This is a genomic window from Bdellovibrio reynosensis (assembly GCF_022814725.1).
In the GTDB taxonomy this organism is placed as follows: domain Bacteria; phylum Bdellovibrionota; class Bdellovibrionia; order Bdellovibrionales; family Bdellovibrionaceae; genus Bdellovibrio; species Bdellovibrio reynosensis.
The window spans coordinates 3288045-3301864 of record NZ_CP093442.1 but is presented as its reverse complement, the minus strand read 5'-3'; the positions used below and the strand labels follow the sequence as shown (position 1 = coordinate 3301864).

The window sequence follows — 13820 nt, the reverse complement described above, 5'->3', positions numbered from 1 at the left end:
GAGTGTTTTAGCACGTTCTACCGACGCTGTTTAAGCTTTCTTTTCTTACCGCTATTATCAGTGAAATTAAAGTTAGCATCAAAGCCTAAATCGATGCTAAGACCGATCATAACTCGATTATCCGCTGTTTGCCCGGGATAGATGCCAAGCTCTTCTGTGTAACTTGCAGCATCAAGACGGAAAATTAAGAAATCAAAGCCTACACCATAAGTCATGTAACCTTGGTTGATACCCGCTCTTAAATCCAAAAATGGGATTGAGATTTCGGTACCAATGTGAACCTTTTTACCAATCTGCACTTCAGGCTCTAACAAGTGGCGACCTTCCATCGCAAACACCCAATCTAAACCGGGCAAATCCAGGCCTAAGCTGACACCGGCAGAAAGATTCTGGGGAACATGCGGAGGAGCATCCGCCCCACCGGTTTTTGTGAAAGCGGTACTACCCACATCTTGCCACACGACGGTCAGCACAGGACTTAATGGAGCGGGAACCTCCGTTAACAAGGCAAGGTCAATACCATAACCTTGGCCTTTGTTTTCAAATTCATCCATCACACCTTGAATATCACCGGCGTTGGCAACGGTAGTTAAACCTAATTCTTGAGTCTCTCCACCCCAACGAGTCATACGTTTCAGTGCCATACCAATGTATGATTTAGGACCGACGGGATAAGCCGCTCCAATTGAAACTGCCGAATCATTTTTAAAGTAAGTTGTGAATTCGGGATAACCTGGATTGTGCAGTTCTAATGAAAGATCATAATCCGTGTAATAGCCAACCCCGAAGTATGGCAAAGCAAGCCCCAAGGCCCCATTAGCTTTAAAATTTAAGCGCGTTCCAAAAAGATCGTTGTAGGTCGACGGGTCATCACTATCGATACCTTCAATGGCAGCAAGATCTTCTGGAGACAACATTCTTCCGCCCAGACCCAATTCTAAAAGATGGATATTTAATCCCTCTACTCGTCCTAAAGCGGCCGGATTATGAAAGACAGCTTCTGCATCGTTGACGATACTAATGACAACTCCACCCATGCCCAGGGAACGAATTCCGCGGAAGGGTTCGTAGAGTTCCTGGGTATGGCCTACGACTGGACTTAATAAAATAACAAGTACTACATAAATCAATCCCATGGGTTATCAAATCCTGGAGGTAAAGTAGATGGACAGCATAAGCCAGTAACGTCTACATCAACGTCGTCATCTGCAGTATCGGGTTCAGGATCGTCGTCGGCATCACTGCCGCTAAGATAATCATCTACCAAATCTGCAATGTCATCGACTGGCAACGGTGTACTCAACGAACAGGTTCCGAATCCCACATCCGAAGTATCCATGAATACTCTGAACGCATATTTCATCAAAGCATCATCAACATCGTCCGGATCCGTGATGTCGCAAGCAACATCCCCGGAAGCCTCCTGACAATCCGCTTTAAAATCATCTAAAGCGGTGATAGTGTCGCTGTCATTTCCAATTGCAGCGGTTAGAGCAGCGAGATTCTCTATAATCAATCCAAATCCTGAGACTATTTTTCTCATATCAGCATCATTTAAATAATGCGCCGGCACTGGAGTTTGTCGAGGCATGAACTGATATACTGGCATCGGCCAAGGCGAAAGTTGACCTCCAGAATGATCGTTACATACATTGGAATTTGCATCCATCTGCCCGTCATGATCCACTTGATCTAACTTATAACTTAAAGTCACACCCAAACGAGCAATCCCAAGAATCGCTAAAAATAAATTTTGATCTTGAGTTCGTTGCGATACAGTTCCCAAGCCTTGAATGATTTCAATCGCAGTTTCACAGTGTTCAGGTTCTAATTCCATATCTTTAAAAATACCCATGAAGTATTCAAAAAGATTTGAAGATGGAGCATCCGTCATTCCGCTAACGATTTCTAAGAAAGTTAAGCCACATTTGCCAACATAAGCTCCAGCTAAACCCTCTTTCACATCGATACGCTCTTGATATCCCGCGCTCAATTGATTTTCGATAATATCAATCGCGGAATCCCACTCAAGATCATCAATGTGTTTTTTGGCGTCGACCCATAAAGCTTCGTCAGAATCTGTTTCTGAAAATTCAGTCAATAGATTCGGATCACCACACGAGGTGGTTAAAACAGCACTTAAGAAAATGATAAAAATTCTTTTAACACTCTTCATACATCGTCCTTAAAATCTATAGGCAAATTTGAAAGTGTATCTGCGATCTTCGACGGGCGCATCCACAGTTCCGACCTCTTCACCATAAGAAGAGACTTGCCACTGAAAACGTTCTGATGAAAGCTCCATGCCTGCTGTCCAATACCTTTGATTATAACCGGCACGAAAAAAGAACACATCCCCGAAGTTGACCTCATATCCTGCGTGTAACAATTTGGCTTTATCCGGTTCATCTTCTGAGGTTAATAAGCCACGGTATTCCACCGTCCATGTACTGCGAATATTATTTGAATGAATCGGGAAAATCGCCATAGCGACGTCTAAATCTTGTTTTACCATATTGGGACGAGTGGCTGTGTCCATTCGTACACCCTCTGCTGAATCAAAAGTAGTCGTTCCAACGTCTCGAGCTACAGCAGAAATTGTAGGTAATAAAGCCCATGGGGCAGTCAAAATGAGACCCACATCATTTGATAATCCCAGTCCTTCGGCAGCTATGGATTCATAATCCAATGGACCTGTGGCACTTAATAAAGGATCATCCACTTCAATACGACTTACGATCTTCGTCGCTAAACCAATCTTGATTCGTCCATCCCATAAGCGGAAATTGAAACCCAGGGCAAAGGCAAGGTCGTTACGATAAAATGCATCGACAGTACTTCCATCGTCTGCCATCTTCGCATCAAGAATATAATTACTAAAAATACCAACGCCAAAGTTTCTGCCAACAAAGGAAGGAAAGACTTGGGCTTTCGCGTGATAGTGGGCGCCGCGCTTCACGTTCAGTGCAGGAACGATATCGCTTAAAGTGTATGGGTTTGAAAAATTGTGATCTTGATAAATACCTTGAGTTTCAAATCCGAATTCTAATTCCGGATCGAAGATAGTTCCGTAAAAATCACGTAATTTTCCAAGCGCTGCGGGATTCACCAACAGAGCTGTTTCGTCATTCGTGACGGCGATGCACGCCCCGCCCATGGCTTGGCATCGGGCACCACTATAAAAACTGCGACGCTCTCTTGCGCTGACATTGAAGCTCAACGCCGTAAGAAAAATAAATTGTAAGAGCGCGATCCATAAAATCCTTTTCACAGACTACCTCGCTGAAAATTTAGAACCACTTTATATATCGGCAGAATTCGGGCTCAGTTTGAGACATTTCCAATAAATAAGGTCAAAAGTACAGGTTCCCCGTCTCATTTTTAGAGAACCTCGACCTCCGCCGTTAAGGCCCAAGAAGCAATTCCGATAAGTTATATATAAAAGACTCTATGGAGGAGATCTCGATGCGATTCTCTAAACTTACCGCAACCTTGCTTGCACTTAGCTGCACATCACTTTTACTCACAGGATGTGAGGCTGAACAAACTGAAAAAGACATGTTAGCCGAAGCTCAGTATTGCTTGGACGATGCACAAAGCGAATCCGAAGCAGATACATGCATGACTAAAATATCTGGCTTGAATTCTGAAAGAGCTAACGAATTAAGATGTGCTGCAGGGTTTTACCAAGTTGCTAGTCCCGCGAATCTTTCCCAGGCTTTAAATACTATGAATGAGTCTGGCGGAAGTTCTGCTGGTGTTCTTGGGGTTTTAGCTTTTGATACAAGAGAGCGTGCGAATACTACATTTGAATATTGTCAAGATTCAGGAAGCGAAGGTTTACAGTTACTTGGTGCGATGGCTAAAACTGCCACAATTCTAAATGAATATGGTGGAGTTTTAGGTTCAGGCGGTGATCCTGAAGCGCAACTAGCAGCAATCCTACAACAGCTTTCAACTGTCCCAGATGGCCAAGTTGCAGAGGACGTTGGTTCGACTATTCAGGCAGTCTATACAGCTTCTTGCGCGTTGACTGTTTCTAACGAAGACATGTGCGGTTCGATTGATGAAGCCTTAGCACAAGATGGAACTATTGATATCAATGATCCAGCTGATGCTGAAACAATCGGTCAACTTCTTCTTGAACACTGGAATGAAAATTAATTTTCCGATTTGACTGGGAAGAAAATAAAAACGGAGTCTAAAGACTCCGTTTTTTTTATCTTTGAACTTTAAGCTGCTCCAGCTTCCACGCCGGCCGGCGTTCCAGCTCTGCCCGCGACCGCGGATTAAAAATCCAAGCTCAATTTCGTAGCATAGAAACGACTTTCAACCGGCGTATTGCGAGTTCCAACGTCATCAGCATAACTCACTAGATCCAAGTTGAAGATTCCAAGTTCCGCAGAAAGACCCGCGGTCCAGAATCCCTGACTCATACCAAAGCGGTAGTGTCCTTTCCACCATGAAGTCATTGTCCAGTCGAACTCAAAACCTAAGTGAAGACCTTTTCTCCAGCTAAATTCAGGGTGGTTGATGTCTCTGATATCAAGAACACCGCGCCCCCCAAAGATCCACATGCTTGGATATTCCCAGCGGCTTCCTAAATCCACCACGCGGTACAATTTTTCAGGAGTATCGTTTTGCGTTTCTTTGTTAATTAAACCAAGACTTTGACCAAATCCTACTTCACCGACGTTACGAACGACCGCACCGAAAGTGGGGCGAGCCAAACGAAGCACAGACCACATTCCCGAGTCAGGAAGTTCCGGTGTCCACAACGCCCCGATATCAGCGTCAAGAGTATAACCCTCTAAAAGATCGGAAGTCTGAATGACTTCATCTTGAGAAGCGAAATCAGAAGCTGCCACTGACTTACTGAAGAATGCACGATTGACGAATTTTCCTGTGATACCTACAGAAAGACGGCCATGGCTTACAGATTTAATATCATCCGCATAAGAAAGTGCCAATGTCGTATCAGCATACAGAGTCGTATCAATCGCTGGTCCTACTTGGCGATGCATAGCAAAGTCCAAGCTAACGTCAGCAGGAATTAAAGCGATACCCCAGTTAGGACGAACCCACACACCTTCCAGAGGTTGCAGGCGGAATTGCATAGATTCACCGTAATGGTCGTCAATCAATTGCAAAATAGCTTGAGTTTTATCAGACTCAGATTGGCCCGACGATTCAATTTCAGAAAACTCATTGTAAAAATCCATCACACCAGGCGTACCAGCAAAAGACATAGACATGTTGATCTGCCCGTCTTCTCTGCGTGCTAAACCCGCAGGGTTATAAAACATGGCTGTGTAATCATTTGCAACGGCAACGAAAGCGTCTCCCATCCCCAACGCTCGCGGCGCCTGGTAAGAGTGATGGATGGTTGTACTGATGCTTTCAGCAGCCAAAGAAATCGGTCCCGCAAGAAGAGTCATCAATCCTGCTAGAACGACGGTTCCTTTTTTTGACATAAAATCTGCCTCCAAAAAAATTAGGGCAAAGGAGCCCTCGACATTGATTGTAGACATAATTTATACTTTGTCGTATGCGAGTTTTTCTTTCTCTACTTTTTTTGACCTTCGTCTTGAGCACCCCTTACACAATGGCGGCGCCTCAAACAAAAACAACACTAGAAACGACTCCATTATCGACGGAACCAGACCCGAACTTAGTACCCATTGATCCTGAACTCCGAGAGGAAAGTCCGACTTACCTATTAAATACTTCGCTGGGATTTTCGGGTGGAAATTATCTAGAAGCGGATGAAGTTTCTCAAGGGCCCTATCTAGCAATTCGCTATCTTCCCTTGTGGAGTGAGTTTCCGACTTGGGATTATCAAGTTGAAGTGAATTCAAGCAACCTCATTGGCCTTTCTGCAGGACGCCGCTTTTACTGCTGTCCTGAATACGATTACATTCCGTACTTAAGATTATCAGGTGCCTTATTTCTTGAAGGCGCTGGAGAGTTAGCCGGGTTCGTTGAAATACGCCGTTGGCGATTCCGAGCATCAGCGGGCGTGGGTGATACTTTCACCACGGAAGTTGGCATTGGTTACGCCATCACTGGCCCTGATATCTTTGCGCAATTTGGTTACAACTGGGGATTCTAGGTTTGTTTTTTCTGTTCTTCCAACCAGGCTAACAAGCGATGGAATTCCTTCAGCAGATGCTGTTCATCGCGGTTGTTCTCTAGAATAAAATCAGCTTCTTTTTCTTTAAACTGAGTGGGAATTTGCGAGGCAATGCGCATATCGATTTCGTCTTCGCTCCACCCGTTTTTACGGCGCAGTCGCTCTTTTTGTTGTTCTTTAGTGCAAGTTACTACCACAATGGCATCAAACTGATCTTGAGCGTGGGTTTCAAACAGTAACGGAATATCGTAAATCGCTAAAGGCGCGTTCATATCCAGCAGTACTTGGCGACGACGTTGGGTTTCAGCCCGAATAAGTGGATGAAGAATAGATTCTAAGGCTTTCAATTTTTCGGGATGACCGAACACCAATTGGCCAAGCTTGCGTCGATTTAACGATCCGTCTTCATTCAAAACTTCATTTCCGAAGTGATGAACAACCGACTTAAGTCCAGGCGAAGCAGGCCGCACGACTTCGTGAGCAATCTCGTCAGCGTCTATAATCGGAATGGAGTGATTTTTGAGCAGACGGCTTACGGTGCTCTTACCACAAGCTATACCTCCGGTCAGTCCTATCCATCTCATAGACAAATCTCCTTAAGGATTCATTTTATTTTACCGATAGTCCTCACAAAGGGGAATCAGTTTTCATGTCTCAACCTGTAGAGCAGTTTGGTAAATACATCCTTCTGGAACGTCTCGCCGCGGGCGGTATGGCCGAAGTGTATCTAGCAAAGTCTACGGGAGCCGTAGGTGTCAATAAGTTCGTCGCTATCAAGCGAATTCTTCCCCAATATTCGGATCACCAAGAATTTATTGATATGTTTAAAGAAGAAGCAAAGATTGCTGTAAATCTCAATCATGGAAACGTGGTTTCCATTTATGATTTCGGGGTTGAGCGAGGGCAATTTTACTTGGTGATGGAATACGTCGAAGGACGCAATCTTCGCCAGATCTTGAATGAACTAAAAAAATCAAATACGCAATTCACACCAGAACAAGTTGTCTTCATGATCAAAGAGGTGGCAGCAGGTCTTGACCATGCTCACCGTTGTATTGATGGCACCACTGGTAAACCTTTAAATATCGTTCACCGTGATATGAGTCCGCAAAACATCATGGTCAGCTTTGAAGGTGAAGTGAAGATCATCGATTTTGGTATCGCCAAAGCAGAAACTCAATTGGAAGCTACTAAAGCCGGAACCCTTAAAGGGAAATACGGTTACATGAGCCCAGAGCAAGCTGATGGCCAGCACATTGATAACACCACAGATATTTTCTCTTTAGCGATTGTTCTTTGGGAGCTTTTAGCTAACGACCGTCTTTTCACTTCAAACAGTGAAGCGGCGATCTTAAGAAAAATCCGTGAATGCCAAATCCCTTCGATTCGCAAAATCAATCCTTCTATTCCGCCGGAATTAGAAAGAATCGTAAATAAGGGCTTAGCGAAAGATAAAAGCCTGCGCTATCAAAAAGCCGCAGACTTGCATCGTGATTTAAATCGTTTCCTAAATACTCAATATCCTGACTTCTCTCCACACGACTTTAGCGTGTTCATGAAAAACGCATTTTCTGCTGCTTTCTTGGATCAACGCCGTAAACTTGTGGAGTTTGCAAAAGTTCAAGCGTCAACGGCAGATGATAAAACTGTCGTGACTCAAACGGATCTGCGCGCTCCTCCTCGCCCGGGTGCTATGCCAGCCCCTATGCCGATGGAAGATGAAGCAAATGAAAAACTAGATCTAGATACTTCAACTGATATTCGTGTGAACTTGGACGGTCTGAAAGCTCCTCCGAAACCTCCGGGAATGGGTGGGCAAACAAATACTCAGACGAACACCAATATCACGCAAACTCGCACCCATGCGACGGGTATTAGTAACAGCAATGGCACAATGACAAGAACACCTAACGGTCTTCCAACGAATCCCTACCCTTCTTCAAGAAATGGCGGGTCTTCTTCTATCGAAGACATCACCGGTCTTGCGATGAAGGCTGTGATTGGTTTGGTTTTAGTTGTTGGTGGCTGGTGGTTTTATAATAACTTCCTTGGTAAAAAACAACCCAACCGTACTCCGTCAGCGGGCCTTTCGACAGTGACAGCAACCACGGCGACTGGAACTGCAACAGCGGACCCATCTTCACAACAAGTGGATATGGCGGCTACGGCTCCAGCCTACACCGTCACAATCTACTCGACTCCAGAGCGTGCGCGCGTAGTGATCGATGGCGTAGATACAGGCGAATTCACTCCTGTTAGAAAAACTGTAAAAGCAAACACTCCGTTTGGACTTCGTTTGGTTAAAGAAGGTTACACAGACCTTGTAACTACGATTACTCCAACCTATGAGGCTTATTCATTCACAGGAACTATGCAAAGACTTCCGCGTGTGGCTTCGGTGATGGTTAACATCATTAATGGCGGAGCGAATCCTGAGTTAAGAATTGCAGGGGTTCCTGTATCCATCAAACCTTCAGGCGATGCTTATCTTATTCAAGCTGAAGTGGGTGTAAAAATCCAAGCCCTGAATAAGACCACCGGTCTTTCAGCAGAAACGACAGTCACTGTTCCTGCCGACCAAAGAAAAATGATAGATTTATTTTTAAAATAATTTTTCTTCGTTAAGAAATTTGCAACCTTGAGGAGCCACCATGACGAAGTTAGACACCCTGGGCCCATCTATTCTAAGCATGACCAAAAGAAATCCTCATGCCGATGCTGTTCGCTTTAAAGCAGATGGCCAATGGCACAGCAAATCTTGGTCTGAATACTTTCAAGATATTGAAAAAGTGGGGGCAGCACTTCTATCGCTAGGTGTGCAGGCTGGGGACCGCGTTGCCATCATGGCTAATACTCGTTATGAATGGTCTGTTTCTGATTACGCTATCCTTGGGATCAAAGCTGTAACAGTTCCTATTTACCAAAACAACACAGCTGAAGATGTTGAATACATTCTTAACAACTGTGGCGCAAAGATCCTTATTTGCGAAACCCGAGGTCCTTTAAAAGTTTTTAATAGCATCAAAGATAAATGCCCCTTGGTTGAAAAAGTCATTGTTTTTGAAGATAACGCTTCTAACCCCGACGTGATCACTTGGAAACATTTAAACGCGCTTGGTTTTGCTTATCTAAAAGAACATGCAGATTGCTATACTTCAAGAGTTTCAACACTAAAACCTGATGATATGGCAAGCTTGCTTTACACTTCAGGCACGACCGGAAAACCTAAGGGTGTGGTTCTTACTCACCTTCAGGCTTTCAGCGAAGTTTCTGAAGCTTTCCCTTTATGCGGGGTCAATGAAAAAGACGTTTCATTAAGTTTTCTTCCCTATGCCCACATCCTGGGACGCATCGAGCACTGGGGCCATATGTACATTGGTTTTACTATGGCCTATGCAGAAAGCATCGAAAAAATCAGAGGGAACTTGGGCGAAGTTCGCCCGACTATCTTAGTTTCAGTACCGCGCATCTTTGAAAAAATCTATGCGGCTATCTGGGCGCAAGTACAAACCCAACCTTTGAAAATGAAACTTTTCAAGTGGGCTTTGGATGTTGGTCAAAAGGTTGGCGAATATAAATTAAGCGGTCAGATCTTGCCCCTTGATTTGCTTGTGAAGTATGAACTGGCTAGAAAGCTTGTACTTTCTAAGATCACTGAAGCCTTTGGCGGACGTCTGCGTTTTTCCATCAGTGGTGGCGCGCCGATTTCAAAAGATATTGCTTTATTCTTCCACTCTGCAGGAATCTTAATTCTTGAGGGTTATGGTCTTACTGAAACTACAGCGGCTGTGTGCGTGAATACGCCATTCAACTATCGCTTTGGCAGCGTGGGACGTCCTATTGGTGATGTGAAAATTAAAATCGCTGAAGACGGCGAGATTTTAATTAAAAGTAATAAGGTTATGAAAGAATACTTTCATAACGAGCAAGCCACCAAAGAAGTTTTCACTGATGGCTGGTTTCATACCGGCGACATCGGCGAAATCATGCCTGGCGGAGATTTAAAAATCACGGATCGTAAAAAAGACTTGATTAAAACTGCTGGTGGTAAATACGTAGCGCCACAGCGCCTTGATGGATTGTTAAAGATGAATCCATTTGTATCCCATGTGCACATTCATGGCGATCAACGTAAATATATTATCGCTTTAGTGACCTTGGATCGTCCATCGGTTGAAAGCCTGGCAAAAGAAAAACAGGTTTCATTCAGCGATTGGAATTCGCTGGTGCAAACTCCATTTGCCCAAGACCTAGTAAGAAAAGCCATTGCTGATGCTAATGCCCAGCTTGCAAGCTTTGAAAGCATCAAAAAGTATGCAGTCCTTCCCAATGAATTTTCTGTGGAAGGTGGCGAGCTTACGCCGTCTTTAAAAGTAAAAAGAAAAGTATTGGATCAAAAGTTTAAGGATAAAATCGAAGAGCTTTATTTATGAACGCATGGCTTGTCACCTCAGCGGTGACATTTGTCCCAAAGAACTATGATGGCCTGGTTTTACCGCTGGCAAACGATCCACGGATCCAAGGCCTTATCGTCATAGACAACCGCTCTTGGGATATCGTGCTAAAGGCTCTGCTTCTTTTCCTTTCAGGAGCCGCCCCTTTCATGGGACTGCAGCTTCTTAAAAATCAATTTGATAATTCCTTAAAAAGAAAAATCCAAGCGTATCAAGCGGCTGGCAAAAAAATTCTTGTCGTTAAAGACATCAACTCCCCTGAAAGCTTAGAACTTTTAAAATCTTTAAAGTTAGATTTAATTGTAAATGCAAGAACTCGTTCTTTCTTTAAAAAGAACCTGCTAAGCATTCCCAAAATGGGATGCATTAACATCCATCACGGATTACTGCCTGATCAACGCGGTTTAATGTGTGATTTTTGGGCTCATCTTCATAAGACCGAGGCGGGATTTTCCATTCATGAGATGACCTCAAAACTTGATGATGGTGCCTTGTTAAAGGTCGAGGTCGTTCCCTCCGATAAAAAAGACTACTTAGCCTCTTTGGAAATGGGTGCGGCCTTAGAAGCCAAAGCCATCTCGAACGTGTTGGCAGAACTTGAAAATACGGGAAAGATCCAGGGCCAAGAGAACTTAAAAACAACAAGTACCGTGTATCGGAGCAATCCGAAGATCACAGACTTCTATAGATTACGACTTAGAGGAACCAAAATATGAAAACCATCCTGGCACTTCACGGCAATCCTGGTCATTCTGAAGATTGGTCCATCTTGAAAAAGAAACTTGAAGGCCAAGGATATGATTTGCAAGCTGTTGATGCTTATAGTGATCAATGGTTGGAACTTCTAAAAAAAGATAAAACTAAAAAAATTCTTTTAGGCCATTCTTGGGGTGCTTACCGCATTCTTAAAAATCTTCCGCAGTTCAAAGACTATGTCGAACACGTGGTTCTAGTGACCCCTTATATCAAGCCAGAGCGTGAGCTTAGTGGTCTTGCGCAAACCCTGCTTGGATTGCCAGTTCTTGGTGACAAAATCATTCAAGGCAACCATGCAAAAAGCAAAGACAGCTTTTTTGCGGACCTTATTCATCCTTTGCAAGAAGGACATGATAAGTATCTTTCTGAAGTTAAAGAACGGCTGCAGGATTGGAAGTTTTGGCAGAAGACGGCGCAAAACAAAATTCTTATGCAGAAAAATCCATGGTCCAAATCCGATGTGTGCGACATTCCAGTGACAGCGCTATTTGGTACACAAGATAAGATTTCAGCGACCGCTTTTCAAAGTGAAATTTTAAAGCATTATCCAAAGTTTAAATCCGTGGAAATCAAAGATGCGGGTCATGGCCTTTTATGGTCCCACCCCGAAGAGGTGATTAAAGCTATGTCTTCTTCGCAAGGAAATAATAAAATCGGTTATTATCCAGGTTCTGACGAACGCAACAACGTCATCGGCTATATGGAAAAGCATTTGCGTGAGTTCCCTGATCGCATTGCCTTAACCTGGGCAAATCGCGAAGCTTTGCAAAAATGGGATGGCAATCCGCACACGCCTATTGCCCACGATAAAATTACCTTCGCGCAGTTTGCGACAAGAATTAATTCCTTCGCCCGCGGACTATTAGATATCGGCATTCAAAAAGGCGATCGCGTCATCATCTTTTTACCTATGAGTCTTGATATGTACACGGCTATGTTTGCCGTGCAAAGAATTGGCGCCATCGCCGTGTTCTTGGATTCATGGGCACGAAGCCATCACCTTGGTGCTTCAGCTGAATGCGTAAATCCTAAAGCCATGATCAGCTTCAAAATGGCGTTTGATCTTGTTGATCAAGTTCCCGAATTTAAATCAATGCCGATCCGTATTTTATATGGACCGGGTGACAAGTTCACTCACCGCTTTGAAGAGCTTCTTAAAAAAGATCCTTCACCAGTAGCTGCGGTTGAAAGTGAATTCACAGCTCTTATCACTTTCACTACGGGATCAACTGGTAAACCTAAGGGAGCAAACCGCACCCATAGATTCTTGTCTGCGCAACATCATGCCCTTTCCCATGTTATCCCCTATACAGAAGTGGATAAGGACATGCCGGCATTCCCTATTTTCAGTTTAAACAACCTAGCATCGGGTGTAACAACAGTTCTGCCGGCACTGGATTTAGCAGCGCCCTCAGAAAAAGATCCCGCCATCCTAGCTAATCAAATCATCAATGAAAATATCAACTGCACGACATTATCGCCAAGCATGCTTGTGGGCCTTGCTAAATTCTGTAAAGAAAAAGGCATTCAGCTTACAAAACTGCGCCGTGTAGTCACCGGTGGCGCGCCGATTTCTAAAGATGACGTAAAAGCCTTCTATGAGATTGCCCCGCAAACAGATCTTTGGATTTTGTATGGTTCTACCGAGGCTGAGCCGATGGCCCACATTGAAGGCCGTGATATGCTAAAAGAAAGTACGATCACAGACAATGAAATCATCGAAGAAGGTGTGAACGTGGGTCATATCAGCGAAGACATCGACTTTAAGTTTATCCGCATTAAAGATGGCCCCGTGGAACTTCAAAATGGTGATTGGTCAAAAGTAGAATTGCCAGAAGGTGAAGTTGGTGAGTTCATCTGTACAGGTGACCACGTTTGCCGAGATTACTATAATAATCCAGACGCCTTTAAAACCACTAAAATCATGGATGCACAAAACCGCGTCTGGCATCGCACGGGTGACCTTGCTTACATTGATAAGAATAAAGACCTGTGGATCGTAGGCCGTGTTAACAATGCAATTGAACGAGCTGGAAAATACTTTTTCCCGGTGCGCGCGGAAGTCTTATTAAAACGCATGGACTTTACTTATCGCTGCGCTTTCTTGGGTGTTGATCATAGGGATTTAGGTCAGGCAACTTATGCCTGTATCGAGCTTAAAGCTGAAATTTCTAAAGACGGTTTTGATTATGAGGCTGCTAAAAAAGAAATTCGCCGTGTGTTTGATAAAAACAAAATCCCAGTGGACGAAATTAAGTTTGTCCATAAGATACCTATGGATCCGCGTCATCACTCGAAAGTTGAATACAAAGTGCTGCGTGATCAATTAAAAGACCCGGCGGTGATTATTGCGTAATTGGTGGATTCTCATCCAAGAGAGATTCAGTCCTGCTGCCTACGTGCCCATGATCCTATTATTTTCATGGGCTAATGGCCTTTATTTGGTCAAACTTACTAGTGGCACGTGGGATTGGTTG

At 43.9% G+C, this 13820-nt stretch carries 11 protein-coding genes; 6 read left to right on the top strand and 5 right to left on the bottom strand.

What is annotated here, in order from left to right:
- Nucleotides 1–17: 17 nt before the first annotated feature.
- Genes MNR06_RS15420 through MNR06_RS15410 form a run of 3 tightly spaced genes read right to left on the bottom strand, consistent with a single transcriptional unit; the run spans nt 18 to nt 3271 of the window.
- Complete coding sequence (locus MNR06_RS15420) at nt 18–1136, bottom strand: PorV/PorQ family protein (RefSeq protein WP_243537357.1); 1119 nt, start codon at nt 1134–1136, stop codon at nt 18–20.
- Nucleotides 1127–2176, bottom strand: coding sequence for an outer membrane protein assembly factor BamD (locus tag MNR06_RS15415; protein ID WP_243537347.1), 1050 nt, complete (start codon nt 2174–2176; stop codon nt 1127–1129). The genes MNR06_RS15420 and MNR06_RS15415 overlap by 10 nt, the downstream gene beginning before the upstream one ends.
- Before the next feature lie 9 nt (nt 2177–2185).
- Complete coding sequence (locus MNR06_RS15410) at nt 2186–3271, bottom strand: hypothetical protein (RefSeq protein WP_243537345.1); 1086 nt, start codon at nt 3269–3271, stop codon at nt 2186–2188.
- A gap of 194 nt (nt 3272–3465) precedes the next feature.
- Here MNR06_RS15410 and MNR06_RS15405 point away from each other — a divergent pair, with 194 nt between their 5' ends.
- Nucleotides 3466–4164, top strand: a complete 699-nt coding sequence (locus MNR06_RS15405; protein WP_243537344.1) for a hypothetical protein — start codon at nt 3466–3468, stop codon at nt 4162–4164.
- Between the two features lie 125 nt (nt 4165–4289).
- Here MNR06_RS15405 and MNR06_RS15400 read toward each other — a convergent pair whose 3' ends face one another.
- Complete coding sequence (locus MNR06_RS15400; RefSeq protein ID WP_243537343.1) at nt 4290–5474, bottom strand: PorV/PorQ family protein; 1185 nt, start codon at nt 5472–5474, stop codon at nt 4290–4292.
- A 131-nt stretch (nt 5475–5605) separates the two neighbouring features.
- On the opposite strand from MNR06_RS15400, the gene MNR06_RS15395 reads away from it, so the two are divergent.
- Nucleotides 5606–6112 (top strand): hypothetical protein, encoded by a 507-nt coding sequence (locus tag MNR06_RS15395; protein WP_243537342.1) that lies wholly within the window; start codon nt 5606–5608, stop codon nt 6110–6112.
- Here MNR06_RS15395 and coaE read toward each other — a convergent pair.
- On the bottom strand, nt 6109–6717 hold the full coding sequence (gene coaE, locus MNR06_RS15390; protein ID WP_243537341.1) for a dephospho-CoA kinase: 609 nt from the start codon (nt 6715–6717) through the stop codon (nt 6109–6111). The genes MNR06_RS15395 and coaE overlap by 4 nt on opposite strands.
- Before the next feature lie 65 nt (nt 6718–6782).
- Between coaE and MNR06_RS15385 the strand changes: the two genes are divergently transcribed.
- From MNR06_RS15385 to MNR06_RS15370, 4 genes are read left to right on the top strand one after another with little or no spacing between them, the layout of a single operon-like run.
- Nucleotides 6783–8744 carry a serine/threonine-protein kinase gene (locus tag MNR06_RS15385; protein WP_243537340.1) on the top strand — a complete coding sequence of 654 codons (1962 nt, stop codon included), beginning with the start codon at nt 6783–6785 and terminating at the stop codon, nt 8742–8744.
- A 40-nt stretch (nt 8745–8784) separates the two neighbouring features.
- Complete coding sequence (locus MNR06_RS15380; RefSeq protein ID WP_243537339.1) at nt 8785–10566, top strand: AMP-dependent synthetase/ligase; 1782 nt, start codon at nt 8785–8787, stop codon at nt 10564–10566.
- Nucleotides 10563–11303 (top strand): formyltransferase family protein, encoded by a 741-nt coding sequence (locus tag MNR06_RS15375; RefSeq protein ID WP_243537338.1) that lies wholly within the window; start codon nt 10563–10565, stop codon nt 11301–11303. Before MNR06_RS15380 ends, MNR06_RS15375 begins: the two co-directional genes overlap by 4 nt.
- A complete protein-coding gene (locus MNR06_RS15370) occupies nt 11300–13699 on the top strand; it encodes an alpha/beta fold hydrolase (RefSeq protein ID WP_243537337.1) in 2400 nt (799 codons plus the stop codon). The genes MNR06_RS15375 and MNR06_RS15370 overlap by 4 nt, the downstream gene beginning before the upstream one ends.
- The last annotated feature ends 121 nt before the right edge of the window (nt 13700–13820 follow it).